Annotated in this window: 29 protein-coding genes and 2 riboswitches; of the genes, 23 read left to right on the plus strand and 6 right to left on the minus strand. The window is 53.5% G+C overall.

Annotated features, from left to right (window positions below; translation table 11 throughout):
* Positions 1-113: 113 nt before the first annotated feature.
* The 15 genes from HCN83_RS00290 to rpsI all read left to right on the plus strand — a co-directional run bounded on the left by HCN83_RS00290 (position 114) and on the right by rpsI (position 9,512).
* Positions 114-767 (plus strand): adenylate kinase, encoded by a 654-nt coding sequence (locus tag HCN83_RS00290; RefSeq protein WP_168004537.1) that lies wholly within the window; start codon positions 114-116, stop codon positions 765-767.
* Positions 764-1,519, plus strand: a complete 756-nt coding sequence (map, locus tag HCN83_RS00295) for a type I methionyl aminopeptidase (RefSeq protein ID WP_168004316.1) — start codon at positions 764-766, stop codon at positions 1,517-1,519. The genes HCN83_RS00290 and map overlap by 4 nt, the downstream gene beginning before the upstream one ends.
* Before the next feature lie 13 nt (positions 1,520-1,532).
* Positions 1,533-1,835: a KOW domain-containing RNA-binding protein gene (locus tag HCN83_RS00300; protein WP_168004538.1), complete on the plus strand. Its 303-nt coding sequence runs from the start codon at positions 1,533-1,535 to the stop codon at positions 1,833-1,835.
* Positions 1,836-1,839: 4 nt separating this feature from the next.
* A complete protein-coding gene (gene infA / locus HCN83_RS00305) occupies positions 1,840-2,058 on the plus strand; it encodes a translation initiation factor IF-1 (protein ID WP_090842671.1) in 219 nt (72 codons plus the stop codon).
* Positions 2,059-2,106: 48 nt separating this feature from the next.
* Positions 2,107-2,220 (plus strand): 50S ribosomal protein L36, encoded by a 114-nt coding sequence (rpmJ, locus tag HCN83_RS00310; RefSeq protein ID WP_090842670.1) that lies wholly within the window; start codon positions 2,107-2,109, stop codon positions 2,218-2,220.
* 18 nt (positions 2,221-2,238) lie between these two features.
* Positions 2,239-2,604: a 30S ribosomal protein S13 gene (gene rpsM, locus HCN83_RS00315; protein ID WP_168004317.1), complete on the plus strand. Its 366-nt coding sequence runs from the start codon at positions 2,239-2,241 to the stop codon at positions 2,602-2,604.
* An 18-nt stretch (positions 2,605-2,622) separates the two neighbouring features.
* Entirely contained in the window at positions 2,623-3,015 is a 393-nt protein-coding gene (gene rpsK / locus HCN83_RS00320) for a 30S ribosomal protein S11 (protein ID WP_168004318.1), read from the plus strand.
* Positions 3,016-3,148: 133 nt separating this feature from the next.
* On the plus strand, positions 3,149-4,093 hold the full coding sequence (locus tag HCN83_RS00325) for a DNA-directed RNA polymerase subunit alpha (RefSeq protein WP_168004319.1): 945 nt from the start codon (positions 3,149-3,151) through the stop codon (positions 4,091-4,093).
* Positions 4,094-4,147: 54 nt separating this feature from the next.
* The gene (rplQ, locus tag HCN83_RS00330) at positions 4,148-4,510 is read left to right on the plus strand and encodes a 50S ribosomal protein L17 (protein WP_168004320.1); all 363 of its coding nucleotides are present in this window, start codon (positions 4,148-4,150) and stop codon (positions 4,508-4,510) included.
* A 710-nt stretch (positions 4,511-5,220) separates the two neighbouring features.
* Positions 5,221-6,042 (plus strand): energy-coupling factor transporter ATPase, encoded by an 822-nt coding sequence (locus HCN83_RS00335; protein ID WP_168004321.1) that lies wholly within the window; start codon positions 5,221-5,223, stop codon positions 6,040-6,042.
* Positions 6,027-6,902 (plus strand): energy-coupling factor transporter ATPase, encoded by an 876-nt coding sequence (locus HCN83_RS00340; protein WP_168004322.1) that lies wholly within the window; start codon positions 6,027-6,029, stop codon positions 6,900-6,902. Before HCN83_RS00335 ends, HCN83_RS00340 begins: the two co-directional genes overlap by 16 nt.
* Entirely contained in the window at positions 6,895-7,692 is a 798-nt protein-coding gene (locus HCN83_RS00345) for an energy-coupling factor transporter transmembrane component T family protein (protein WP_168004323.1), read from the plus strand. Before HCN83_RS00340 ends, HCN83_RS00345 begins: the two co-directional genes overlap by 8 nt.
* 15 nt (positions 7,693-7,707) lie before the next feature.
* Entirely contained in the window at positions 7,708-8,493 is a 786-nt protein-coding gene (gene truA, locus HCN83_RS00350; protein WP_168004324.1) for a tRNA pseudouridine(38-40) synthase TruA, read from the plus strand.
* Between the two features lie 168 nt (positions 8,494-8,661).
* Positions 8,662-9,099: a 50S ribosomal protein L13 gene (gene rplM / locus HCN83_RS00355; RefSeq protein WP_168004325.1), complete on the plus strand. Its 438-nt coding sequence runs from the start codon at positions 8,662-8,664 to the stop codon at positions 9,097-9,099.
* 20 nt (positions 9,100-9,119) lie between these two features.
* On the plus strand, positions 9,120-9,512 hold the full coding sequence (gene rpsI / locus HCN83_RS00360) for a 30S ribosomal protein S9 (protein ID WP_168004326.1): 393 nt from the start codon (positions 9,120-9,122) through the stop codon (positions 9,510-9,512).
* 276 nt (positions 9,513-9,788) lie between these two features.
* On the opposite strand, the gene HCN83_RS00365 is transcribed toward rpsI, so the two are convergent.
* Positions 9,789-10,955 (minus strand): hypothetical protein, encoded by a 1,167-nt coding sequence (locus tag HCN83_RS00365; RefSeq protein ID WP_168004327.1) that lies wholly within the window; start codon positions 10,953-10,955, stop codon positions 9,789-9,791.
* Positions 10,956-11,294: 339 nt separating this feature from the next.
* Between HCN83_RS00365 and HCN83_RS00370 the strand changes: the two genes are divergently transcribed.
* Together HCN83_RS00370 and HCN83_RS00375 are read left to right on the plus strand one after the other, a co-directional pair.
* A complete protein-coding gene (locus HCN83_RS00370) occupies positions 11,295-11,765 on the plus strand; it encodes a GIY-YIG nuclease family protein (protein WP_168004328.1) in 471 nt (156 codons plus the stop codon).
* Between the two features lie 122 nt (positions 11,766-11,887).
* Complete coding sequence (locus HCN83_RS00375; protein WP_168004329.1) at positions 11,888-12,244, plus strand: hypothetical protein; 357 nt, start codon at positions 11,888-11,890, stop codon at positions 12,242-12,244.
* Positions 12,245-12,334: 90 nt separating this feature from the next.
* On the opposite strand, the gene HCN83_RS00380 is transcribed toward HCN83_RS00375, so the two are convergent.
* Positions 12,335-13,687, minus strand: coding sequence for an amino acid permease (locus HCN83_RS00380; RefSeq protein ID WP_168004330.1), 1,353 nt, complete (start codon positions 13,685-13,687; stop codon positions 12,335-12,337).
* 406 nt (positions 13,688-14,093) lie between these two features.
* A riboswitch (guanidine-I (ykkC/yxkD leader) is annotated at positions 14,094-14,199 on the plus strand.
* 53 nt (positions 14,200-14,252) lie between these two features.
* Between HCN83_RS00380 and HCN83_RS00385 the strand changes: the two genes are divergently transcribed.
* The 6 genes from HCN83_RS00385 (at position 14,253) to HCN83_RS00410 (ending at position 21,653) form a co-directional block, all read left to right on the plus strand.
* Entirely contained in the window at positions 14,253-14,972 is a 720-nt protein-coding gene (locus tag HCN83_RS00385; protein ID WP_168004331.1) for an urea amidolyase associated protein UAAP1, read from the plus strand.
* The gene (locus HCN83_RS00390; protein ID WP_168004332.1) at positions 14,969-15,604 is read left to right on the plus strand and encodes an urea amidolyase associated protein UAAP2; all 636 of its coding nucleotides are present in this window, start codon (positions 14,969-14,971) and stop codon (positions 15,602-15,604) included. Before HCN83_RS00385 ends, HCN83_RS00390 begins: the two co-directional genes overlap by 4 nt.
* A gap of 25 nt (positions 15,605-15,629) precedes the next feature.
* Positions 15,630-19,241, plus strand: a complete 3,612-nt coding sequence (gene uca / locus HCN83_RS00395) for an urea carboxylase (RefSeq protein ID WP_168004333.1) — start codon at positions 15,630-15,632, stop codon at positions 19,239-19,241.
* Entirely contained in the window at positions 19,238-20,968 is a 1,731-nt protein-coding gene (locus HCN83_RS00400; RefSeq protein WP_168004334.1) for an allophanate hydrolase, read from the plus strand. Before uca ends, HCN83_RS00400 begins: the two co-directional genes overlap by 4 nt.
* A 176-nt stretch (positions 20,969-21,144) precedes the next feature.
* On the plus strand, positions 21,145-21,375 hold the full coding sequence (relB, locus tag HCN83_RS00405) for a type II toxin-antitoxin system RelB family antitoxin (RefSeq protein ID WP_168004335.1): 231 nt from the start codon (positions 21,145-21,147) through the stop codon (positions 21,373-21,375).
* A complete protein-coding gene (locus HCN83_RS00410) occupies positions 21,372-21,653 on the plus strand; it encodes a type II toxin-antitoxin system RelE family toxin (RefSeq protein WP_168004336.1) in 282 nt (93 codons plus the stop codon). The genes relB and HCN83_RS00410 overlap by 4 nt, the downstream gene beginning before the upstream one ends.
* A 109-nt stretch (positions 21,654-21,762) precedes the next feature.
* On the opposite strand, the gene HCN83_RS00415 is transcribed toward HCN83_RS00410, so the two are convergent.
* The 4 genes from HCN83_RS00415 to HCN83_RS00430 form a co-directional block, all read right to left on the minus strand.
* A complete protein-coding gene (locus HCN83_RS00415; protein WP_168004337.1) occupies positions 21,763-22,323 on the minus strand; it encodes a TetR/AcrR family transcriptional regulator in 561 nt (186 codons plus the stop codon).
* Entirely contained in the window at positions 22,320-22,520 is a 201-nt protein-coding gene (locus HCN83_RS00420) for a hypothetical protein (protein WP_168004338.1), read from the minus strand. Before HCN83_RS00420 ends, HCN83_RS00415 begins: the two co-directional genes overlap by 4 nt.
* A 152-nt stretch (positions 22,521-22,672) precedes the next feature.
* Positions 22,673-22,872: riboswitch (cobalamin riboswitch) on the minus strand.
* 71 nt (positions 22,873-22,943) lie between these two features.
* Positions 22,944-23,123 carry a hypothetical protein gene (locus HCN83_RS00425; protein ID WP_168004339.1) on the minus strand — a complete coding sequence of 60 codons (180 nt, stop codon included), beginning with the start codon at positions 23,121-23,123 and terminating at the stop codon, positions 22,944-22,946.
* Positions 23,124-23,474: 351 nt separating this feature from the next.
* Entirely contained in the window at positions 23,475-24,515 is a 1,041-nt protein-coding gene (locus tag HCN83_RS00430; protein WP_168004340.1) for an NAD(P)-dependent alcohol dehydrogenase, read from the minus strand.
* Between the last annotated feature and the right edge of the window lie 107 nt (positions 24,516-24,622).

The raw sequence follows: 24,622 nt of genomic DNA on the forward strand, positions 1-24,622 counted from the left end.
AATCGTCGCAGATGCCGCTGCTTAAAACGATGAAACAAGTTGAAAGTGAAGATGTTCCACCGGTACGGCCGAATTTTGGCCGGCCGCATCAAAACGCTGGAGGGAATCGACGCATGAATTTAATCCTTATGGGTCTTCCGGGAGCCGGAAAAGGGACTCAGGCAGAAAAAATCGTTGAAAAATACGGTGTTCCACACATCTCGACAGGCGACATGTTCCGCGCTGCCATTAAAAACGGCACGGAACTGGGGCTGAAGGCGAAAGCGTTTATGGATGAAGGCGCCCTCGTCCCGGATGAGGTCACGATCGGCATCGTCCGTGAGCGTCTGAGTCAGGACGACTGTGCGAAAGGCTTCCTCCTGGACGGCTTTCCACGGACTCCGGCCCAGGCCCAGGCACTGGAAGAGATGACTACGGATCTCGGGCGCACGCTCGATCACGTAATTTACATCAAAGTACCGCGTGACGATCTGTTTAAGCGTCTGACAGGCCGCTGGATCTGTCCTGACTGCGGCACGGCCTACCACGAGGTATTCAATCCTCCGAAGGAAGCCGGCAAATGCGACAAGGACGGCAGCGAGCTGATTCAACGGGACGACGACAAGCCGGAAACGGTTGATAAGCGTCTCGAAGTCAATCTCGAGCAGACAAAGCCACTCGTTGACTTTTATGAAGAGAAAGGCTATCTTCGTAATATTGACGGCCAGCAGGATATCAGCGACGTCTTTGCAGATGTGGACAAGCTTCTGCAGGAGTCGCGTGCATGATCATCCGCAAGTCTGCGGATGAACTGGCCCTGATGCGGAAAGCAGGCGGCATTGTCGCCCGCACCCATCAGGAGCTTCAGGCACACATCCAGCCGGGAGTCACAACGCAGGAGCTGGATCAGATCGCCGACAGGTATATCCGATCTCAACATGCGGTTCCATCCTTCAAAGGGCTCTATGGATTTACGGGAAGTATTTGTACTTCAGTAAACGAAGAGTTGGTGCATGGAATACCCGGATCCCGGGTGCTCCAGGATGGTGACATTATCAGCATTGACATCGGCGCCTTGTACGAGGGCTTTCACGGGGACTCCGCCTGGACTTATCCAGTCGGCACTATCTCCCCGGAGTCGAAGCGTCTTCTGGACGTGACCGAAGCCTCGCTGTACGAAGGCCTGCGCGCTGCCGCGCCGGGGAAGCATCTCTCCGATATCTCCCATGCCGTGCAGTCATATGCAGAAGCAGAGGGATTTTCTGTTGTGAGAGAATACACCGGGCACGGAATTGGACGCAGTCTTCACGAAGATCCGGCCATTCCCCACTTCGGGCCTCCCGGCAAGGGACCTCGACTGGAAACAGGAATGGCGCTGGCCGTGGAGCCGATGATCAATGCTGGGAAACGGCACGTACGGACGCTGTCTGATAACTGGACGGTCGTCACGAGTGACGGTTCCCGGTGCGCCCATTTTGAACACACGATTGCTATTGTCGAAACAGGATATGAAATACTGACAAAATCCAGTGATGGATGAAGGTGGTCAAGGAATGAAAGATCCTGACTCGGTTCCACAGGCCGGTGAGCTTGTGCGAATACTGAATGGAAGGGATAGAGATCAATATGCGTGCATCATAGAGGTTCTTGACGAGCGTTTTGTGCACATCGCCGACGGCGACAAGCGCAAAGTCGATCGTCCGAAACGCAAGAATCTGCAGCATTTAGAACGCATGGAGATCGTTGCCCCCGAAGTGAGGACCAGTATAATAGAAACAGGTCGTGTCACCAATGCGAAACTGCGTTTTGCAATTTCGTCCCATATCAACGATAATTTACTGAAGGAAGGAGAGTAAATTCATGGCCAAAGAAGATGTTATTGAAGTTGAAGGCACGGTCATAGAGCCGCTTCCAAACGCGATGTTCCGTGTCGAGCTGGATAACGGGCACAAGGTGCTCGCACATGTATCCGGCAAAATTCGTATGCACTATATCCGTATTCTTCCGGGAGACAAGGTCACCGTCGAATTATCTCCGTATGATCTGACTCGCGGTCGAATCACGTATCGATATAAATAACACCGGCAAAAGTCGCGCAGTACTCCGACTATCAAGGAGGTAAAGAACATGAAGGTAAGACCATCCGTCAAACCAATTTGCGAAAAGTGCAAAGTTATTCGCCGCAAACGTACCGTCATGGTAATTTGCGAGAATCCAAAACACAAGCAGAAGCAAGGATAAATACAGGAGGTGTAATGTATGGCACGAGTTGCAGGTATTGACATTCCCCGCGACAAGCGAGTAGTCATTTCCCTGACGTATATCTACGGAATCGGAAAGTCCCGCGCTGCGGAAATTCTCGAGGAAGCCGGCGTATCTCCTGATACCCGCGTCCGCGATCTTACAGAAGAAGAGCTCGGTAAAATCCGAAGCGTTGTCGACAGCGTGAAGGTAGAAGGGGACCTCCGTCGTGAAGTTTCCCTCAACATCAAGCGTCTGATCGAAATCGGATCCTACCGTGGAATCCGTCACCGTCGCGGTCTGCCAGTCCGTGGTCAGAAGACGAAGAACAATGCGCGTTCCCGTAAAGGTGCACGCCGCACTGTAGCGAACAAGAAAAAGTAAAGGAGGTAACGGAATACTATGGCTAAACCAAAAACGACTCGCGCAAAGCGCCGTCAGCGTAAAAATATAGAGTCCGGTATTGCACACATCCGTTCCACGTTCAACAACACGATTGTAACGATCACAGACCCTCAGGGAAATGCCGTATCCTGGGCAAGTGCAGGCGGTCTTGGATTCAAAGGCTCCCGTAAGTCCACTCCATTCGCAGCTCAGACTGCAGCAGAAGCAGCAGCTAAAGCAGCAATGGACCACGGCATGAAGGAAGTTGAAGTTTCCGTTAAAGGACCGGGTGCAGGACGTGAAGCAGCGATCCGTTCCCTTCAGGCTACTGGTCTTGAAGTGAGCATGATCCGTGACGTAACACCTGTTCCACACAACGGCTGCCGTCCACCAAAACGTCGCCGCGTATAATTGCAACGAGCACAATGTCTCGTTCCACCTGAACGGGATGAAAATCGTAACAGTTCAAGGTGTGCCCAGTGAGGGATTCCGGTTGTGGTCACTCACAACCGGGGTTTCGACGTTTTGAAGGAGGGTTTGTTGAATGATCGAGATAGAAAAGCCGAAGATTGAAACAGTCGAATTAAGCGACGATCAAACGCACGGAAAATTCGTCGTAGAACCTCTGGAACGTGGATACGGAACAACGCTTGGGAACTCTCTGCGCCGCATCATGCTCTCCTCACTGCCGGGAGCAGCGGTCACGTCTGTTTCGTTTAACAGCGTGCTGCACGAGTTTTCAACCATTGAAGGTGTCGTGGAGGATGTAACCACGATCATTCTGAATCTGAAAAAGCTCGCGCTTAAAATCTACTCCGATGAGGAGAAGACGATTGAGATCGAAGCAAACGGAGAGGGAGTTGTCACTGCTGCGGACTTCACGCACGACAGCGACGTTGAAATCCTGAATCCGGAGCTTCACATCGCAACGCTCTCCAAAGGCGCGCAGTTCCAAATGAAAGTATCAGCGTCACGCGGCCGCGGGTATGTTCTCGCTGAGGACAACAATACCGGCGACCTGCCGATCGGTGTTATTCCGATCGACTCCATCTTCACGCCGGTCGTGCGTGCGAACTACCAGGTGGAAAACACGCGTGTCGGTCAGGTAACCAACTATGACAAGCTGACGCTCGACGTTTGGACAGATGGAAGTATCCGTCCGGAAGAAGCCGTATCGCTCGGAGCAAAGATCCTGACAGAACATCTGAACATCTTCGTCGGCCTCACCGATCAGGCGCAAAACGCCGAGATCATGGTCGAAAAAGAAGAAGATCAGAAGGAAAAAGTACTCGAGATGACGATTGAGGAACTCGACCTTTCTGTGCGATCATACAACTGCCTGAAGCGTGCCGGTATTAATACAGTTCAGGAACTGACGCAGAAGTCCGAAGAGGACATGATGAAAGTGCGCAACCTCGGACGTAAATCCCTTGAGGAAGTCCAGGAAAAGCTGCACGAACTCAGCCTCGGCCTGCGTAAAGAAGACTGACGACTTTGCATCCGGCTTTGACCGGATGGATTCAGCGAAGGAGGGAAATGACTCATGGCATACAGAAAGCTCGGTCGTGACAGCAGTGCGCGTAAAGCCCTGCTCCGCGATCTCACTACAGATCTGATTATCAATGAGCGCATTGAAACGACAGAAGCGAAAGCAAAGGAAATCCGTTCGACTGTCGAGAAGATGATCACGCTCGGTAAGCGTGGAGACCTGCATGCACGCCGTCAGGCTGCTGCATTCGTCCGCAAGGAAACAGCGAACGAAGAAACTGGTCAGGACGCAGTCCAGAAGCTTTTCGATGACATCGCAAAGCGCTACGACGAACGCCAGGGTGGCTACACTCGCGTGATGAAGCTTGGACCACGCCGCGGAGACGGTGCGGAAATGGCAATCATCGAGCTCGTATAAGGAAGCGAAAGGGGCGGACAGCCAATGCTGGAAACAGTTATTGCGCGACGCCCTTTTTTTGTTGATAACGGCCGGCTGCAGGAGGAGAAACCCCGTGCCGGGCGGCTACGTTCCCCGATTGAGGCGGAAGCCGTTCTCCGGATAAAGCTGGGAGTACCTCGTAAAAAGGGGAAGGCTGCTCGTAAAGCGGAGGAAGCACCTCGTAAACGGGGGAAAGCTGCTCGTAAAGCGGAGGAAGCACCTCGTAAACGGGGAAACCTTCCTCGTAAAGGACGTCGCCTCCTCGTATCGAGCATTCACTTCCTCATAAAAGGACTGCGCCTGCGCAGAAGCGGGCACTCCTTACGCATAACGCGGGTAACGCTACGCACAAAGCAGCGATCTCTACGCACAGCGGCGGAATCCGCTGCGAATAAGGATCGTGAGTTACGAATAGCATCTCAGAAGGAAGGTTCCGGCCGGTGCCGGAACCCGCAAACACATCTATTGAGGCAGAACGCGGCGTTTCAGTTATAGTGCCTGCTTTCGCGTAACAGCCGTCTATCTGCGCATAAACGGCGGTTTTATACGCATAACGAGACTCCCGGTACGCATAAAGCACTGGACTCTGCGCACAGCGCCTGAATCCGCTGCGAATAACGGCCGGAAGTTACGACTAGCACTTCAGTAGAAATCCATCATTCATCCACACGTGAAAGGGGCGGGCAGACATGAGCCGGGTAATCGTAGAAAACGTCTCGTTTTCCTATGATGGGGAGACAGACGTCGTAAAAAACGTGTCGTTTACCGCTGCAGCCGGTGAATGGCTCGCGGTGACCGGCCACAACGGTTCCGGCAAGTCGACGCTCGCCCGCTGTCTGAACGGCCTTCTGCTTCCACGGAATGGCACGGTGACGACGTGCGGCTTTATTACGACGGATCCGGAGACGATTATGACGCTCCGCCGCCGCGCGGGGATGGTGTTTCAGCAGCCGGATAATCAGCTGGTCGCCCCGACGGTCGCAGACGACATCGCCTTCGGTCTCGAAAATGCAGGTGTTCCGTATGACGAGATGAAGGAGCGTGTGGAAGCGGCGGTTAAGCGGCTCGGGCTAAGCGGACTCGAGGACCGCGAGCCGCACCGCCTTTCCGGCGGGCAGAAGCAGCGTGTGGCGCTTGCAGGCATCACGGCGTTAAAGCCGGATGTGATCATTCTGGACGAGGCGTCGTCGATGCTGGACCCGGCCGGACGAAGTGACGTACGTGACGTCGTCCGCAGGCTTTGCCGCGAGGACGGAATCACGGTCATTATGATCACGCACGACTTGGAGGAAGCCGCGGAAGCGGACCGTATGCTCGTCATGCGCGAAGGGCAGCTGACAGCCGACGCACCGCCGGCTGAGCTGTTCAAAAAGCCTGATCTCTTAAAAGAGGCGGGTCTCGTGCTGCCGCTTGCGGTGCTGATGGCGGAGCGGCTTCGCCTGGAAGGGTTTGACCCCGGGTCCCCTACGTCAGAAGAAGAGCTGGTGAGGGCGCTGTGCAACTACGTGTAGAGAACGTCTCGTATGCCTATATGCCGGGTGGCCCGTTTGAAGCGAAGGCGCTTCAGGGCACGTCGGTCTCATTTGCCTCCGGTGCCTTTCACGCCTGCGTCGGTCATACCGGTTCGGGTAAGTCGACGCTGCTGCAGCTGTTAAACGGCCTGCTCCGTCCGCAGGAGGGAACGGTCTACGTCGGCGACTGGACGATCACCCCGGAAACGAAGCAGAAGCACATAGCGGGTCTTCGCCGCAAAGCAGGCGTCGTGTTTCAGTTTCCCGAGGCCCAGCTGTTTGATGAAACGGTAATCGACGACGTCATGTACGGGCCGAAAAATCTCGGTTTCAAAAATGACGAGGCCCGCCGTCTTGCGGAGGAAGCACTTGCACGCACCGGCATCAGTACCGAGCTGTTCACTCGTTCGCCGTTCGATTTGAGCGGGGGACAGATGCGCCGGGCTGCGATTGCAGGCGTGCTCGCAATGGAACCGGAGCTGCTGTTACTCGATGAGCCGACGGCAGGACTCGATCCGGCCGGCCGTGAAAGCATGATGGAGCTGTTCCGTTCCTGGCAGCAGGAACAGCCGGAGCGGACCATCGTCATGATTTCCCACGACATGAACGCCGTCGCCCGCTATGCGGACACGGTGACAGTCATGGAGGATGGAAAAGCGATCGCGCAGAAAGCGCCGCATGAGCTGTTTACGGATGCAGAGCTTTTAGAGCGCCACCAGCTGGAAATGCCGGACACCGTCAGGCTCCTGTACCGGCTGAGAGAGGCTTCCGGGGTAAACATGGATATCAGTGCCTTTGATGAGAAAGAGACGTTCTCGCGCATTCTGGCGCTTCTGAAAGGGGGCGTACAGGATGCTTGAGCACGTCATCATCGGCCAGTACGTGCCGGGGAAATCGTTCGTTCATTCGCTTGATCCCCGGGCAAAGCTGATTGCCGTCATCATTTTTATGATCTTTCTGTTCGTCTCACGCGACCCGCTCGTGCTCGGGACGGCAGCGGCGCTCACGGTCGCCGCCTTTTTATCCGCCGGGATCCCGTTCCGCTTTTTCTGGAAAGGAATCCGCGTGATTCTGCTCATCGTCGTCTTTACGTTCCTCCTGCATCTGTTTATGACGCGGGATGGAACAGTGCTCGTCAGTCTCGGCTGGCTCACGATTTACAGCGGCGGCGTTATAGAGGGCAGCCTGATTGCGACGCGCCTGTTTTTATTAATCGTGCTCGCGACGATGCTGACTCTCACGACGACCCCGGTTGATCTGACCGACGGGATGGAGCGGCTCATGCATCCGCTCAACCGTTTCCGCGTGCCGGTGCATGAGCTTGCGCTGACGATGTCGATCGCGCTCCGCTTTATCCCGACGCTTTTAACGGAAACGGAAAAGATTTTAAAGGCACAGACCGCCCGGGGCGCCACGTTCTCCAGCGGCTCGATCTGGAAGCGGCTTAACGCGTTTATCCCCGTGCTCGTGCCGCTGTTTGTCCAGTCGTTTCAGCGGGCCGAAGAGCTTGCAGAAGCGATGGAGGCGAGAGGCTATTCGGGCGGTGAAGGACGCACGAAGTTCCGGCAGCTCGCCTGGCGGAACCGCGATACGATCGTGCTGTTCGTGTTTGCAGGATTCGGTGTGTGGAGCGTGCTGTCTGTTGTATAAGAAGGAGCGTTGTTCATGAAACGTATGGTGATGCAGATCAGCTATGACGGGAGCGGCTTTCGCGGCTACCAGAAGCAGCCGGACGCGCGCTCGGTCCAGGGAGAGGTCGAGCGGGCGCTCGCTAAATTGCATAAAGCAGCCAGCTGGCCGTCCACGTCGTCGGGGCGAACGGACACCGGCGTGCATGCACTAAGCCAGCCGGTTCACTTCGATACGCCGCTCGCTATTCCGGAGGAGCGCTGGCCGATGGCACTGAACAGCCTGCTGCCGGATGACATCCACGTGAGACACACTGAGACGGCTCCTGAAGGGTTCCACGCCCGCTACGGAGCTGTGGCGAAGGAATACCGCTACCGGCTCACGACAGCCCGGGAGCGGGACGTCTTCCGCAGGCACTACGTGTACCAGCTGCGGCACGAGCCGGATGCAGAGCGCATGCGGAAAGCGGCTGCCTATCTGCTCGGTACGCATAACTTTGCGAGCCTTTCCTCGCCCCGCACGGACGTCGAGGACAAAGTAAGAACGATGTACGCGATCGATGTGATCCGGGAAGGCGAGGAGTGGGTGCTGCGCTTTATCGGGAGCGGCTTTTTGTACCAGATGGTGCGCGTCATGACCGGCACGCTGTTAGACATCGGGTACGGCAGCCGCGAGCCGGAGTCCCTTCCGGAGCTGCTTGAGGCAGAGGACCGCACGCTTGCTGCGAAAACAGCCCCCGGCCACGGCCTTTATTTAGCCGGCGTCGACTATTCGGAAGAGGCGCTGCAGGCACGTCTCGCAGCAAAAATCCGCCCGCAGTAAAAAAAAGATGGAAAAACAACTCGGCCGTGTGTTTTTTCGTATTGACAGGACGGATCATCTATTATATGATGGTTAACGGTATTCTTATGCCCACTTGCCCCGGGTACGGAATCGATTAGATCGTAAGTTGTTTTTTGGAATGAGTCACATTTAGGAGGGAAATTAATCATGCGTACAACATATATGGCGAAGCCAACTGAAGTAGAACGCAAATGGCTGGTTGTTGACGCAGAAGGCCAGACGCTCGGTCGTCTGTCTTCTGAGGTTGCAAGCCTGCTCCGCGGGAAGCACAAGCCAACATTCACCCCGCACATCGATACTGGTGACAATGTCATCATCATCAATGCTGACAAGATCCACCTGACAGGTAACAAGCTGCAGGACAAGTACTACTACCGTCACAGCCGTTACCCAGGTTCCCTGAAGGCGACTTCTGCAGGCGACATGCGTGCGAACAAGCCGGAGCGTCTGCTTGAGCTTTCCATCAAAGGAATGCTTCCAAAAGGCCCGCTCGGCCGTCAGACAGGAAAGAAACTGCACGTGTATGCTGGAAGCGAGCACCCACACGCAGCACAACAACCAGAAGCGTACGAGCTACGCGGATAATTTAAAGGGAGGGAATTTTCTTGGCACAAGTTCAATACAATGGAACAGGTCGTCGTAAAAACTCCGTTGCCCGCGTGCGTCTCGTACCAGGTGATGGTACGATCGTGATCAACAAGCGCAGCATCGATGACTACTTCGACCTCGAAACACTCAAAGTAATCGTAAAGCAGCCACTGGCTGAAACTCAAACAGAAGGCACGTACGACATTCACGTGACTGTAAACGGCGGCGGCTACACAGGCCAGGCCGGTGCAATCCGTCACGGTGTTGCACGCGCACTGCTTCAAGCAGATCCGGAATTCCGTCCGGCTCTGAAGAAAGCTGGCTACCTGACTCGTGATGCACGAATGAAAGAGCGTAAGAAATACGGTCTTAAAGCAGCACGTCGTGCACCTCAGTTCTCGAAGCGATAATTTCAATCAACAGCGGCTGGGCGCCTGTGGACGGCGCCCAACTCGTCAAAACCCTCTGCTACCAACCCGGCAGAGGGTTTTTTGTAGTTTGGTAGTAGGTGTTGAGGTGCTTACATCGTACGGTATAAAAAACGCGCAGAGCCTTTATTCGGTTTCTTGTGAATTTCAAGAAAGGAAGAGACACTGCGCGTTGTTTGATTAGTTAATGAAGAGTAGAAACGTGATAACTGTTGGAATGGAATGCATATGAAATAGTTAAATTTATAGAGGCTCGACTTAATTCTTAATATCATAACCTCCGAACATTTTAGGAGAGGCTAAATCTGCGCCATATTCGTCTTTGAAGTAAACTCCTACAGATCGTTGCTCTGGGTAGGCATTTAAAATCATATTCTCTACGGTGCTTCCTATTTGTTCTGCAAACCGCTCTTTTTCATAATCTGGACTGTAATACCAATCGTCACTGACGATAACATACGCCACCTCTCTTTCGTCTCCAATAAGTTCAACGTCTACGACTATTCCCTCGGTAATCTCAATTAACTCGGTGATCGATTCATTCAGAAGCTCAGCCGATTTTTCGGCAACGGCTTCTTCATCAGGAAAAGCAAATTGATTATGTTCCACTACTCCGTTATATCCGCCAAGATTGTTCTCATGAGCGAGAGAGCCAGACATGTTTTCACCTGTTTCCCCATAGCGATCAAGAATATGTTCAGGCTGTGGTTCGTCATCTAAATTGAAGCGAAACTGGACTAATGTAGACAGATATCCAGTGTGAAAATTTTCTGTAGAAAAGCGTTCTTCAATGACGCCATTCTCAATTGCGACAAAGGAACTTTCTACATTTAATTCATTGTCCAAAATGGCTACTTCAAAAATCCCTCCATCCGGCACATTAGAAGTGACAGTTACTACTATCTCATCGTTATGCACCTCGACCTCTGTTTCACCTTCGAATTCTAATACTTCCTTCTCTCTTTCTAGAGCAGCATTTTCTTCCTGGAGACTCCAGAATTCGTCAGCAGCCTTTGATAGCGAACCTGCTTCTAAAGATTCTGTATTCAATTCGTCTATGGTGGAAGTGGAGAAAGAATACGTAAGAATATGCTCTGCTTCATTCATGATAATGAAATTTGTATCCAGAACGGCTTCTAGTTCCTGATAGGATGAAATAAGTTCAATTAAGTCTTCTTCTAACTTTTCTTTTGTGCTTTCATAACGAAATAAATAACTCATTTCTACTTCTATAGTAACCGTATCATCTTCTTCATAATTAATTAAGTCATCTCCTAATACAGCGTTGGTTGCTTCTTGCTGATTCAGAGGCTCTAACTCTTCATTGTTCTCGTTATGGTTTGCAGTTGCTTCATCTCGATCAGTCTCAACCTCGTTGTTATATTCTTCAGCGGCAGCTTCTCCTTCCTCACTTACATAACTCATCCTCATCTTCTGAGATGATCATACTTAGGATGACGACTGAGACTAACGAAATAAACCACCAACGCTTAAAAAACGGCTTTTTTGTTTTTTTCTCTTGAGCTTCCATCATTTCTATCCCCCTCATAAGTGTTAATTACATATGATAAAATCTTAAAGTGAACCAGAGTGACATATTATAGTAAAAGAACACATAATGTCATATTCAAAGACACTTCTTATGTAAGTTTTTGTTTCAAAAATATTACAATTTATCTAATCATATCATATACTTTAATAAGTACTAGAGAAACAATCATGATTAATCGTTTTAAATACATGATACTCAGAGGGAGGTTCATGATGAATAATTGGGACCAAGTTAAAGCATTTGCTGATGAAACGGGATTATTGCCCACTAGTAATAAGAATTGGGTCGAAGTATACATAGTGCTGTTTTCAACATCACCTCTAAACGAATATATGGAGCTAAAAAAACGAATTTTACATGAACTGCAGCCAAAGAAAAGCGGGATTTACGTTATTTTGAAAGATGAGAGAGTGTTATATATAGGAGAAAGCAAAGACATTGGAAAACGATTGTTAAGACACCTTGCTAAAATTTACGTAAGAAAAGATGGGAGAGCTGAGTTCTTTAAACAAACAGAGAATCAAGGAAAACTTTCTATACGTTATTTAAGCTTAAATTCAACTGAAGTATCTATACGGTTAAGCATTGAAAATATTTTGACATACATATTAGAGCCTGAATATGAGCTGTGGAAAACACAAAAAAGCATGCAAAACGTAAAGAATATTCGGCTGTTTCCTTAGAGGTCACTTGATCAATAGGCATACCCCATCAAACGAAACCCTTGAAGGAATACTAGCTTCAGGCTAGAAGAAGGAAGGGACAGGAAGAGATTGACAACAAAAATGGAGAGGTGTTTCTGTAAATGGGTTTTGTGCGATTCATAGCAGGTTTAAGCTTACTGTTGGTGCTGGGTGCTTGTTCTTCTGATCAGGGGAACTTGGTCTATCAGGAGCTGCTGGCGGACAGTGAAGGGGAGTACGCCGTCTTTGCGATCGGGGAACCGGAGGCAGTTGATTTTGTTGAAGCTGAAGTGTATGAAGAAGAGACAGCGATTCGCGTGTTTCGAGCCAATCGTGATCCAGATCCGGATAACCTTGATTATCCAGGACTCGATTACGAGGAGCTGCCGGCATTTTTCTTGTTCGATCATGAGGAGGTTATTCTGGAGTCCCATGATCCAGATGATTTTGAGGAACAAGTGCAGTCCTATCTGGAATAAAGAGCGTTTCCGAAATCCAAAGAAACTTGCAAAAAACACCCCCTTCCTGCTTTCCTGCAGTGAGGGGGTGTTATCGTCGTATAGCATTTTCTACTCGGGCTGTGCTTTTCGGCTGATCTGCGGGAGCGGCTTGGAGAAGACGTTGGTCATGTAGAGCAGATAGCCGACGCCGACTGCGGTCCAGATGAGACCGACCAGAACGGCCGATGGCTCGATCATCATGATGAGCAGCAGCATAAACGCTGCTCCGCCAAGCGGTACATAGAGATTAGCGAGCTGATATTTAAAGCTGTTGTTGTACGATGTTTTCTCCTTCAAATACAGGTTGATCACGGAAATATTGACGAATAAAAACGTCGTCAGAGCGCCGAAGTTGACGAACAGCATGGCGGTATCGAGCGGGATAAACAGAGCGCCAAAAGATAATACAGAAATAATAAGAATGTTGTTTACCGGTGTTTTCCGCTTCGGGTGCAGCTTAGCAAAAATCTGCTTCGGCAGAATTTCATCCCGGCCCATGACAAACAGCAGGCGGGAGGCGGCTGTGACAGAGGCGAGTCCCTGGGCAAAGATTGCTGCGATCAGCACGGTGATGAATACGGCGGAGAGTGCTGAGCCGCCAACGACCATCATCAGCTCCATCGCTGCCGAATCCGGATTCGCAAACGTGAAGGCCGGATAGGCGAGATGTCCGAAGTAGGAAATGCCGACGTGCGTCGTCCCGACGATGCCGATCATGATAAAAATCGCACGAGGGATCGTCCTTTTGGAATCGATCGTTTCTTCCGATAAGGTCGTCATTGTATCAAAGCCGAGGAACGAGAACACGACAACCGACGCGCCGGCAACAGCCATCGGAATCGTCAGCTCCGGACTCAGAAACGGGGCTGCGGAAAGCAGCGTGCCGGAACCGGTGCCCTGCGTCAGCTGTACGATAAGAATGCCAATAAACGCGACTAGAAAGACAAGCTGCGAGAGTACGATGACGCGGCTCACGTTCGCCGAGGAGCGGATGCCCATGATCGCAATGAAGGCGAGTGCACCGACGAGCAGTGCCACCCATGCGATCGTCGGAACGGCCGGAAACTGGGCGCCGAGAAAGATACCGAACGTGATGGCTGCGATGATCGGGGCAAACAAGTAGTTCAGCAGCAGCACCCAGCCGACGAGAAAGCCGACGTTTGGGTGAATGGCCTTCTTCGCGAAGGTGTAGGCCGATCCGGAAATCGGTATTTTCTTTGCCATCACCGCATAGCTTGCTCCGGTTAAGAGCACTGCAAGCACGGCAAGCGTGTAGGCCGGCGTTAAATAGCCGCTCGATCCCTCCACTGCCACTCCGTATACGGAAAAATAGATCATCGGTGTATTCCAGGCCATCCCCAGAAACACCACCTGCCATAATGTTAACGTTCGCTTCAAACCGGGTTCATTCGTCGATGCCACGTTTGTCTCCTCCTCAAAATGGTAAAATCAGAATTTTCTGTTTCGAGCTACGTTGCCCATTGTTAGGGAGGAAACCGACAAAAAACAACAAGTTCGTCACGAAACCTGACAACGTTTTTCGATTTCCAGCGCGCAAAAAAGCACGCTGAACCTGCGTCAGAAGCGCGCTAGCAGCATGATCAAACAAAACGGACTTTATTTGTAAAAATATAGGTGGTGGCGCACAGTTGCTCTGAAAAACGGTGGTTGAGGAAAAAAAGGAAGGTCAGAATAGTCAGAAACCTTGTCGCATTTTCTGACAAGGTTGTAGATACGCCCGGAGCAGCACGGTACACTACGACTCATAGCCAATCGCATACTGGTCTTTTCTCACTCACACTACGCCGATTGACAACGGGGAGAGATCAAAATAGCTTTCTAGGGTTCCGCCGCTGATGCGTCAGCGGGGCAGGTCCGAGAGAAAGCGTGCAGATTCGTTTCTGCATACACGGAGGGATAAAAGCCCGGGAGGTCACATTGCTGATCTTCCGGGCTTTTTTATATTTTTTTAAAGGAGAGATAGTCGATGTATGAACATACGCTGAGTCCAGGAGCCAAATGGTCCGAGAAGATCGCAGCCGGAAAACAGGTGACGCTCCGTGCAGAAGGAGACGGCGCCAACGTAAGCGCCCTGCTATACGCGGCAGCTCATCCGTTTGCGGAGCGCTACAACATGCCGGATACGTTAAAGGCACAGCACACGTCCCACCTGACAGCGGAACACCAGCTCATGAGCGACAACGGCCGCACGATGGCGGTGCTGACGCATGACTCCGTCGGATGGCACGATCCGATCGGCGGCTACTCGACAAGAGAAGCGGTCAATACGCACTACGGCACGACGTCCTACCAGGATCACTTAAACGACTGGCTTCGCTGCGGCGAGGAAAACCTGCAGGTCGAGCTGTTCCGTCACGGATTGACGGCACGGGATCTGGTTCCAAACATCAACTTCTTTTCCAAAGTGCAGGTGCAGGAAGATGGGAAGATGCAGTTCGTTCCCGGCCACAGCCGGACAGGCGACGAGGTGACCTTCGTTACGGAAATGGACGTGATTCTCATTCTTTCCAATACGCCGCACCCGTTTGATCCGGCAGAAACCTATCCGTCCCAGCCGGTGACGCTGACCGTCGCCGATGCGCCGGCGTCAGAAAAGCCGGAGCCGCTCGGCGAAAACAAGCGCGCAAGGGAAAACACCGCAGCCTATCACGAGCTGCAGCGAAAAAACAAGGAGGTACTCGCATGACAACCCACACGATTCGACGAGAAGCCGATGCCGTTTATCAGTATGATCTCCCGGCAGGGGAAGGCTGGATGCACGACCTGAAACCGGGTCAGTATTTCCGCATCGTGGATGTGGAAGGCAACCAGGCAGCGGACACGCTCTTTTATCCGACGAATCAGCCGGACGACCGCTACAGTGCGATCCAGACGATTGCCTCCCAGGAAAACGTTTATTTATCGACGGGAAGCGTGCTGAAGTCCGAAGTAGGACGCAGCCTGCTGGAAATCGTCGATGACACGGTCGGGCGCCACGACACGCTCGGCGGAGCCTGCTCAGCGCAGAGCAACACCGTCCGCTACGATCACGACCGGCTCGACATGCACAACTGCCGCGATACCTTCATGTACGAGCTCAGCAAGCGCGGCGACTACACGAAGCGGGACCTGGCACCGAACATTAACTTCTTTATGAACGTGCCGGTCAGTCCGGAAGGCGGCCTCGCTTTTGCAGACGGCTTAAGCGGACCGGGAAAATACGTGGAGATGAAAGCATTGGAAGAGGTCACCGTTCTCATCAGCAACTGCCCGCAGCTGAACAACCCATGCAGCGGCTATAATCCAACCGTGCTCAGACTGCTCGTCTGGGACGCCTAAACCATCATTCGGAAGGAGCTCGACTATGTTTCAGAAAGTACTCATTGCCAACCGCGGTGCGATTGCGTGCCGAATTGAAAGAACGCTGAAAAACATGCAGATCGGATCCGTCGCCGTTTATGCCCAGGCAGATGAAGACAGCCTGCACGTGAGCGGTGCAGACGAAGCGGTCTTTCTCGGAAAGGGGACGGCGCAGGAAACGTATTTAAACCAGGATGCCGTGATCAACGCGGCGAAGGAGACCGGCGCAGAAGCGATTCACCCGGGGTACGGCTTTCTCAGTGAACATGCGGGCTTCGCCGAACGGTGTCGACAGGAAGGGATTGTCTTTATCGGCCCTGATCCAGAGCACATGAACCTCTTCGGCAAAAAGCATTCGGCGCGGGAGCTCGCCGCTAAAGCGGACGTCCCGCTGCTGGAAGGCACCGATCTGCTTCAGAGTAAAGAGGAGGCAGTGCGGCTTGCGAAAGAGGTCGGCTATCCGCTCATGCTGAAAAGTACCGCCGGCGGAGGCGGCATCGGCATGCGCGTCTGCTACAGCGAGCAGGAGCTCTTGGACGCGTACGACAGCGTGCTGCACCTGGCGGAAAGCAACTTTTCCGACGGCGGCATGTTTTTAGAAGCCTACATTGAAAAGGCCCGCCACATTGAAGTACAGATCTTCGGGACAAAATCGGAGACGATTTCACTTTTGGAGCGGGACTGCTCGACGCAGCGCCGCAACCAGAAGGTGATTGAGGAAACGCCGGCGCCGGGACTGTCAGAAGACGTGCGCGCCCGGATGCTGGAGAGCGCAGAAACGCTCGCCCGCACAGCAGGCTACCGTTCTGCAGGGACAGTCGAATTTTTATATGACGACAGCCGCGGGCAGTTTTACTTTTTGGAGATGAACACGCGGCTGCAGGTGGAGCACGGCGTCACGGAAGAAATTTTCGGCGTCGATCTCGTGCAGTGGATGATTGAAGAAGCAGCCGGCACGCTGACAAACCTGAAAAACCGTCGTCCAGAGCCGTCCGGTCACAGCATTCAGGCGCGCGTGTATGCAGAAGACTGCCAGCACGATTTCCGTCCGAGTGCGGGGCTTGTGGACCGCGTTGTCTTTTCCAAGCGCTCGCGTAATGAGACGTGGCTCACAGACGGTGTGGAGGTGACGACGCTGTATGACCCGATGCTCGCGAAAGTTATCGTGACCGGCAAGAGCCGCGACGAAGCGCTGGAAAAGCTGGACGAGGCGCTTTCGGAAACGAAAATCTACGGGATTACGACAAACATTGCCTATATCCGCCACGTGCTGCAAGATGAGCGGTTTACGGCCGGAAGCGTTTTTACGAAGCTGCTCGATACGGTAGAGCACGAGGAGCCGGCACTTGAAGTCATCGACGGCGGCGTGCAGACGACGATTCAGGATTACCCGGGCCGTACCGGCTACTGGGGAGTCGGCGTCCCTCCGTCCGGTGCGATGGATCCGCTCGCTTTTCGGATCGGCAATGCGCTGCTCGGCAATACCGATGAGGCACCGGGTATGGAAATGACGCTTGAAGGCGGCACGTACCGCTTCCGTACCGACGTCACCGCTGTCGTGACCGGGGCTGATATGCAGGCGGAGCTGGACGGGGAAAATGTAGCCCCGTATACCCCGTTTAGCGCCAAAGCCGGGAGCATGTTAAAACTGAAAAAAAGCGCATCCGGCATGCGTACGTATCTACTCGTTACAGGCGGCTTTGACGTTCCGAAAACGCTCGGAAGCGCTTCGACCTTCACGCTTGGCCAGTTCGGCGGTCACAGCGGCCGGGCGCTTCGTACCGGTGACGTCATCGGACTCGCAGCTCCTTCTATTGAAAAGAAGGCGCCGCTCGCCGAGACAGCGCAGCCGCAGACGACAAAGACGTGGACGATCGGCGTCATTCCCGGACCGCACTGCACAGCAGAATTTTTAGAGCCGGCGTACTTGAAGCAGCTGGAGGAAACGGAATACGAAGTACACTTTAACAGCTCGCGCACCGGCGTCCGTCTTATGGGACCCGCTCCGCTCTGGGCACGGGATGACGGCGGCGAAGCCGGACTGCATCCATCGAATATCCACGACAACGCCTACGCCGTCGGCACGCTGGATTTGACCGGTGACATGCCGATTCTGCTCGGGCCGGACGGGCCAAGCCTCGGCGGTTTCGTCTGCCCGGTGACGACCGCATCGGCAGAGTTCTGGAAGCTAGGGCAGCTAGCACCGGGAGACAAGGTCCGCTTTCAGCTCATGACGCTGGAAGAGGCAGAGCAGCTCCGTCTCGATCAGGAAGCTTTTCTTCAGGCGCTTCCGGAGCGAGTGTCCATGCCAATGCTGGAACCGTCGACGGAAGCGCTCAAGCCGGACTATCCGCTGCTCGTACAGGAAACCGACGGACGTCGTTTTCCGATGACGATCCGGGCCAGCGGCGACCGCTACCTGCTCGTCGAATACGGCGACATGGAGCTAGATCTGAAGCTCCGCTTTCAGGCGCATGCCCTCATGCAGGCCGTTGAAAACGAAGCTTCATCTGCTGTCGTGGAGCTCACCCCGGGCATTCGTTCGCTGCAGATCGGGATCGATCCGCTTCAGACGTCTGTTAAGGAAACAGCCGCCTGGCTGCAGGAGCTGGATCATTCGCTCCCGCCGCTTGAAGACATTCAGATTCAATCACGGATCGTTCGCCTGCCGCTCTCGTGGGACGACCCGCAGACGCAGCTTGCGACCGAGCGCTACGCGAAAAACGTACGTCCGGATGCCCCGTGGTGCCCGGATAACCTGGAATTTATCCGCCGCATAAACGGACTGGATTCCATTGAAGACGTGAAAAACATCGTCTTCGACGCGAAGTATCTCGTCATGGGGCTTGGAGACGTTTACCTCGGCGCACCGGTAGCCGTGCCGGTCGATCCGCGTCAGCGGCTTGTGACAACAAAGTACAACCCGGCCCGGACGTGGACGCCGGAAAACGCCGTCGGTATCGGGGGATCGTACCTCTGCATTTACGGCATGGAAGGACCCGGCGGCTATCAGTTTGTCGGGCGCACCGTGCAGATGTGGAACCGCTACCGACAGACGGACAGCTTCCGCGACGGCAAACCGTGGCTGCTTCGCTTTTTTGATCAGATTGAATTTTATCCGGTAAGCTCCGACGACCTGATGCAGATGCGCGAGGATTTTCCACGAGGCCGCATGGACGTGGAGATTGAAGCGACGAGCTTTGCCTTAAAAGACTACCTTGCCTTCGTCGACGCACACGAAGAAGGCATTGCTTCCTTTAAACAGCATCGAAACGACGCGTTTCAGGCAGAGCGGATGAGCTGGAAGAAGCAGGGCATTGCCGAGTACGTCTCGGAACAGCCGGAGACAGAAGAAAAGCCAGAGAACACGATACCGGACGGCGCAGAAGCCGTGCGCAGCTCGATGCCGGGCAGCATCTGGAAGGTGGAAGTCGCTGCCGGCGACGTTGTGGCTGAAGGTGACGTGATTGCGATTCAGGAAAGCATGAAGATGGAATTTCCGGTATACGCCCCAGCGGCAGGAACGATCGTCCAATTGGAAGTAAAGCCTGGAGATGAAGTGCAGCCGGGGCAGTTAATCGGAGCGGTAGCAAAAGAGGAGGTGCCCGTACCATGACGGCACATACGATTGCAGTATTACGTGCACAGTATATAGAAGGAACTCGCACACCGGAAGAGGTGATCGACGAGCTCGTGCAGGCAGCGGCGGACGATCCGGGCAACATTTGGATTGATCCTCCAAAGATGGAGGCGCTGCAGCCGTATCTTGACGCGCTTCACGAGCTGAACCCGGAAGAGGCACCGCTCTGGGGCATCCCGTTTGCGGTAAAAGATAACATTGATGTAGGAGGTATGCCGACGACAGCGGGGGCGCCGGCCTACGCTTACACCCCGGCCGAGCACGCACCGGTTGTCGCCGATCTGATCCGGGCTGGCGCGATTCCCGTCGGCAAAACGAACCTGGATCAATTTGCGACCGGTCTCGTCGGTACGCGCAGTCCTTACGGGGAAACGCATAACACCCTGAAGCCGGAGTTGATCAGCGGCGGGTCAAGCTCCGGGTCGGCCGCAGCTGTTGCAAGCGGACAGGTGCCGTTTGCACTCGGCACCGATACCGCAGGCTCCGGCCGCATTCCGGCTGCGCTTAACGGACTGTACGGCTGGAAAGCGTCGCTTGGCGCCTGGTCGACACGAGGCGTGGTGCCGGCGTGTGAAAGCCTCGACTGTGTGACGGCCTTTGCCCGCACAATGGAGGATGTGACGCGGATTGATCACGTCGTGCGCCGCTACGATCCGGAACACGCCTGGAGCCGGCCGCTTGCCGACCCTGCTGTCAAGAAGCCGGAGCGGATTTTTGTGCCGGAAGAAGCGCCGAGTTTTTTCGGACCGTATGCAGACGCCTACCGAAAGGCGTGGGAGCGTGCGCTGAAGCAGGCGGAAACGCTCGGGATACCGGTTGAAACGCTCGATACGTCCGGTATGGAAGCCGTCGCAGAAGAGCTGTACAGCGGTCCGTTTGTTGCGGAGCGATGGGCGGCGCTCGGTGCGTTTACCGAGCAGCATCCGGGAGCGGTGCACGAGGTGACAGAAGCCGTTCTCCGCACCGGTGAAGACGAAAAGCACAGCGCCGCTTCCCTGTTTCAGGCACAGCACCGGACGGAAAAGGAGAAGGCGAAAACGAAGCAGGCACTCAGCAAGTCCGTGCTCATGCTGCCGACGGCTGGCGGAACGTGGAGCCGGGACGAGGTGCGTCAAAATCCGATCAGCACCAATTCGCAGATGGGTGCGTACACGAATCACTGCAACCTGCTCGACTTAAGCGCGATTGCGCTTCCGGCAGGAGAAGCGGCCGCCGACGTTCCGTTCGGCGTCACCTTTTTTGCGACAGCGGAAGAGGAGGGGCTCCTGTTTGCAGTCGGTCAAGCGTGGGAAAATGCCAAAGCGGACACGATGGACCTCATCGTCTGCGGGCTGCACATGCGCGGCTACCCGCTTGCCTCGCAGCTGGAAGAGCTCGGCGGCACGTTCGTCGAAGAAGTGACGACCGCACCGGCCTATCAGCTGTATAAGCTTCCGACAGAGCCCGCAAAGCCGGGACTCATCCGCAGTGAACAAAACGGCTCGGCAATTGAGGCCGAGCGCTGGCGACTGCCCGTTGACCGGTTCGGGGAGCTGCTCGCTCACATTCCGGCACCGCTCGGCATCGGCAGCATCACCTTAAACGACGAATCGACAGCTCCCGGATTTCTTTGCGAAGCATACGCTGCAAAGGGCGCAGAAGACATCACAACGCTAGGCTCGTGGCACCGGGTCACCCAGAAAGGGTATCTATCAACGAAATAGAGAAAAACCAGCTGTTACATGCAGCTGGTTTTTTGTGCAGGTTCACGGTAAACGGGTTGCAATAGAACAGAGTCCGCTTGGTTCCTCGTATTGATTTCGCTTTTAGAATGAGCGGATTGACGAATAACATGATTTGTATTACAATGTATTACAAACAGAAAGGGAGGCGATGAAAAATGGCTGCATTGTCTTTGCGTGTGAGTAAAGAGGAAGAAAAAGTCATCAGGGAGTACGCCAAAAACAAAAATTTATCGTTATCAGACTTGGTTCGTTCCGCTGTATTCGAACAAATTGAAAATGAAATTGATCTTCGATTGTTTAACGAAGCAAAAGCGGAACATGAATCAGAGCCTCATGATATATCATTTGAAGAAATGCTGGATGAATTGAATGATGGCGAAACATGACAGATGAAAAAAAGAAATATGAAGTCCGATTTGAGAAACGAGCAAGAAAAGCATTAAAAAAAATGGATGCTTCTCAATCACGTTTCATCATGGCATGGATCAAAAAGAACCTTCACCATACAACCGATCCAAGATCCAAAGGAAAGGGGTTAACAGGTGATCGATCAGGAGCGTGGCGTTACCGCGTAGGGGATTATCGATTAATTGCAGAGGTCCAGGACAAGAAAATAGTCATTTTAGTATTGGAAATAGGGCACCGAAAAGATATCTACGGATAAAACGTTACGTATATAAGTCGGTATGATGTCAACTTCTCGCGCCCGGTGCAGAAGCGGTAAGCTGAATTGTGAGAATGCAGCCTTCCCAATCGGAAAGGCTGCTCTTTTTTTACTTGATCCCGTGCACCATCGACGTGATAATCTCGCGATGCATGCAGGTTTCCCTGTTTTTTTGTGTGCTTCCGAGTGCAGTAAAGGAAGCGTGCAGGGCGAGAATGATGCTTTCTATCGGCAGCGACTGCCGGAACTCGCCGCGCTGGATGCCCTCGCGGAGAACGCTCTCAAACATCATATACTCCGGGCGGATCAGCGTAAACACGCTCTCTTTTGCAGAGGCCGCTGCGAGGTACTCCGGGATCACGTTCGAAAGGGAACGGTGTGCGTGCGTTTTGTAATAGTCACCGAGCAGATACAGCTTGTCGGTCGCGTGCTCGGCCTCGTGAGACAGGGCCAGCCAATCTTCATACATATCACGCGTAGTTGTTTTCACGCAGGCAAGGAACAGCGCCTCTTTGCTTGTAAAGTGGTAATACAGCGTGCCTTTGCTGACGTCTGCCAGCATGCGGATGTCGTCCATCGAAGCCGCCGCATAGCCCTTTTCAACAAACGCCTCGTGAGCGGCAGTCAGAATTTCCTGTCTGGTCGTGTTTCGCTGCTTCAGCCCGGTCATGTCGTCTGCCTGCTTCCGGCGATGTGCTGCAGCACGAGTTGATAGGCAGCCTCCAAATGCTGCTTTTCGGACGCATCCAGCTCCTGCTGCAGATGCTCGACGTGTTCTCGCAGGGAGGCGGTGTTTTCCAGGTAAAGCGTTTGATACATGAAAAATGACGTCAGCTGCTCCTCATAGTGTTCGATTCGCTCGTTCATACGTGCCCTCCTTGTCATCACAATAAAAAAACAACTCCCTTGAGGAAGCTGTTAAGAAGAGCGCACGCTTAACTAAGCGCTGGAGCGGCGCAGCAAGGCGCACGGGTCCATACGGTATACTCACACTTAACATCTCCTATCCTCGTAGGTACGAATGTCTGTTGAAACAGGCAGGTCTCCTGGCTTACGCTCATCGCTTCCCGGCTCCTTCCCATCTCCGCTCTCAGCAGAAACAGTGGCAACTCCGGGTCGCTCACGAATACAGTTGCGGGACAGCATCGGACTCTTCACCGATTTCCCTTTTAAGCAGCAAAGCAGAACGCCTCGCTGCACCTGAATCACATACTTATGCAGTTGTCTGATACATGGAACATCATTACTATAGCACGACTAACAGCGGCAGTGCTACGATGAGCCAGCGTATCAGCCTTCCGTCTGCTTTTGACGCGGTTTCGTCAAATAGCGCCCAGCAAACGTGAACAGGACGACGAAACTTAATACTGCGATGCTGTCGATCAGCGTATACGATCCGCCCGTCCACTGACTCATGGCAGTCAGAAACGGAACGCCGATAACGAACAGCAGTACTGTTTTCCAAAGCATCGTTCCACCTCCAATAAAGGTCGGTTACCTGTAGTGTAGCACGTGCAAATTTTCCATGAAGAGGGAAGTAAAAAGATAAGACGATGGTCATATAGCTGTTTTTCTGCCAGGGGGCTATGCTGAATGTACGAACGCAATGTGGGAAAGGAGCAGGAAGATGGAACCTGTCATGTTCATCATCATTGCTGCAGTGCTGGTTGCTGTTCTCATGTACGGCCTGCGAAAGAAGAAGGATTAACGAGGCTCTTTGTATACAGGAGCCATGAGAAAGAGGACGTCCGGTCCCTTTGTCAGCTCCATACGCTAAGTAAGCCCTCTGCATTTTCTCGCAGAGGGCTCCTTTTTTATCAATTAAAGCGTGCTAGTATCAATGACAAAGCGATATTTGACGTCTGATTTCTGGACGCGTTCGTAAGCGTCGTCGATGTCGTCTGCGGAGATGACTTCGATTTCCGGCATGATCTCGTGCTTGGCGCAGAAGTCGAGCATTTCCTGCGTTTCACGGATGCCGCCGATCAGCGAGCCGGCAAAGGAGCGGCGCTGCGGAATCAGGGAAAAGACGTGCACATCAAGCGGCTCTGCCGGAGCACCGACGTTGACGAGCGTTTCGTCCAGGCGGAGCAGGGAGAGGTAGTCGTTGATGTTGATTTTCGCGCTCACGGTGTTGATGATCAGATCAAACTGTCCGGCGAGTGTATTAAACGTCTCTTCATCCTTCGTTGCATAATAGGCGCTTGCACCAAAGCGGAGTCCGTCATCCTGCTTGTTCAGCGTCTGAGAGAGCACTGTTACATCGGCGCCCATCGCATGCGCGATTTTGACGGCCATGTGCCCGAGCCCGCCGAGTCCGACGACGGCTACTTTTTTGCCTGGTCCGGCCTGCCAGCGGTTCAGCGGAGAAAAGGTCGTGATGCCCGCACAGAGAAGTGGCGCAGCAGCATCGAGCGGCAGGTTTTCCGGAATGTGGAGGACGAAATCCTCTGTCACGACGATGTGCGTCGAGTAGCCGCCCTGCGTTGGCTCCCCGTATTTATCAACGCCGTCATAGGTTAGCGTATTGCCTTTTAAGCAGTACTGCTCTTCCCCTGCTTCACAGTTCTCGCACGATCCGCATGATTCGACCATGCAGCCGACGCCGGCGCGGTCACCCGGTTGGAACTTTGTGACGTCAGAGCCGACTTCTTTGACGATGCCGGCGATTTCATGACCGGGAACGAGCGGGTAGTGGGCCTCGCCCCAATCGCCGTGTGCCGTATGAATGTCAGAGTGACAGATGCCGGCATAGTGGATCTCCAGTAATACATCGTGCTTGTCGAGCTCGCGGCGCTGGATGTCCGCCTTGCGAAACGACTGATGCGGTCCGTCCATCGCGCGTGCTTTTGCCATGACCATACGTATAACGCCTCCTTCAGAATAACGAAGAGCCGAAAGAGCTCCCTATTCGCTATCATAATATGGCAGAGGGACACGGCGCCAAGAATCCGGCTCGTTAAAGAGGC

Source organism: Alkalicoccus luteus (genome assembly GCF_012034335.1).
Lineage (GTDB): Bacteria > Bacillota > Bacilli > Bacillales > Salisediminibacteriaceae > Alkalicoccus > Alkalicoccus luteus_A.

Excerpts from the sequence above, each read along its gene's own strand:
- HCN83_RS00335 (WP_168004321.1), top strand. The coding sequence starts at position 5,221 with ATGAGCCGGGTAATCGTAGAAAACGTCTCGTTTTCCTATGATGGGGAG.
- HCN83_RS00370 (WP_168004328.1), top strand. The coding sequence starts at position 11,295 with ATGAATAATTGGGACCAAGTTAAAGCATTTGCTGATGAAACGGGATTA.
- HCN83_RS00390 (WP_168004332.1), top strand. The coding sequence starts at position 14,969 with ATGACAACCCACACGATTCGACGAGAAGCCGATGCCGTTTATCAGTAT.
- rpmJ (WP_090842670.1), top strand. The coding sequence starts at position 2,107 with ATGAAGGTAAGACCATCCGTCAAACCAATTTGCGAAAAGTGCAAAGTT.
- HCN83_RS00300 (WP_168004538.1), top strand. The coding sequence starts at position 1,533 with ATGAAAGATCCTGACTCGGTTCCACAGGCCGGTGAGCTTGTGCGAATA.
- HCN83_RS00385 (WP_168004331.1), top strand. The coding sequence starts at position 14,253 with ATGTATGAACATACGCTGAGTCCAGGAGCCAAATGGTCCGAGAAGATC.
- truA (WP_168004324.1), top strand. The coding sequence starts at position 7,708 with ATGAAACGTATGGTGATGCAGATCAGCTATGACGGGAGCGGCTTTCGC.
- HCN83_RS00400 (WP_168004334.1), top strand. The coding sequence starts at position 19,238 with ATGACGGCACATACGATTGCAGTATTACGTGCACAGTATATAGAAGGA.
- HCN83_RS00375 (WP_168004329.1), top strand. The coding sequence starts at position 11,888 with ATGGGTTTTGTGCGATTCATAGCAGGTTTAAGCTTACTGTTGGTGCTG.
- rpsM (WP_168004317.1), top strand. The coding sequence starts at position 2,239 with ATGGCACGAGTTGCAGGTATTGACATTCCCCGCGACAAGCGAGTAGTC.
- HCN83_RS00345 (WP_168004323.1), top strand. The coding sequence starts at position 6,895 with ATGCTTGAGCACGTCATCATCGGCCAGTACGTGCCGGGGAAATCGTTC.
- infA (WP_090842671.1), top strand. The coding sequence starts at position 1,840 with ATGGCCAAAGAAGATGTTATTGAAGTTGAAGGCACGGTCATAGAGCCG.
- HCN83_RS00415 (WP_168004337.1), bottom strand. The coding sequence starts at position 22,323 with ATGACCGGGCTGAAGCAGCGAAACACGACCAGACAGGAAATTCTGACT.
- rplQ (WP_168004320.1), top strand. The coding sequence starts at position 4,148 with ATGGCATACAGAAAGCTCGGTCGTGACAGCAGTGCGCGTAAAGCCCTG.
- uca (WP_168004333.1), top strand. The coding sequence starts at position 15,630 with ATGTTTCAGAAAGTACTCATTGCCAACCGCGGTGCGATTGCGTGCCGA.
- rplM (WP_168004325.1), top strand. The coding sequence starts at position 8,662 with ATGCGTACAACATATATGGCGAAGCCAACTGAAGTAGAACGCAAATGG.
- HCN83_RS00410 (WP_168004336.1), top strand. The coding sequence starts at position 21,372 with ATGACAGATGAAAAAAAGAAATATGAAGTCCGATTTGAGAAACGAGCA.
- relB (WP_168004335.1), top strand. The coding sequence starts at position 21,145 with ATGGCTGCATTGTCTTTGCGTGTGAGTAAAGAGGAAGAAAAAGTCATC.
- HCN83_RS00430 (WP_168004340.1), bottom strand. The coding sequence starts at position 24,515 with ATGGTCATGGCAAAAGCACGCGCGATGGACGGACCGCATCAGTCGTTT.
- map (WP_168004316.1), top strand. The coding sequence starts at position 764 with ATGATCATCCGCAAGTCTGCGGATGAACTGGCCCTGATGCGGAAAGCA.
- HCN83_RS00365 (WP_168004327.1), bottom strand. The coding sequence starts at position 10,955 with ATGAGTTATGTAAGTGAGGAAGGAGAAGCTGCCGCTGAAGAATATAAC.
- HCN83_RS00290 (WP_168004537.1), top strand. The coding sequence starts at position 114 with ATGAATTTAATCCTTATGGGTCTTCCGGGAGCCGGAAAAGGGACTCAG.
- HCN83_RS00420 (WP_168004338.1), bottom strand. The coding sequence starts at position 22,520 with ATGAACGAGCGAATCGAACACTATGAGGAGCAGCTGACGTCATTTTTC.
- rpsK (WP_168004318.1), top strand. The coding sequence starts at position 2,623 with ATGGCTAAACCAAAAACGACTCGCGCAAAGCGCCGTCAGCGTAAAAAT.
- HCN83_RS00425 (WP_168004339.1), bottom strand. The coding sequence starts at position 23,123 with ATGCTTTGGAAAACAGTACTGCTGTTCGTTATCGGCGTTCCGTTTCTG.
- HCN83_RS00325 (WP_168004319.1), top strand. The coding sequence starts at position 3,149 with ATGATCGAGATAGAAAAGCCGAAGATTGAAACAGTCGAATTAAGCGAC.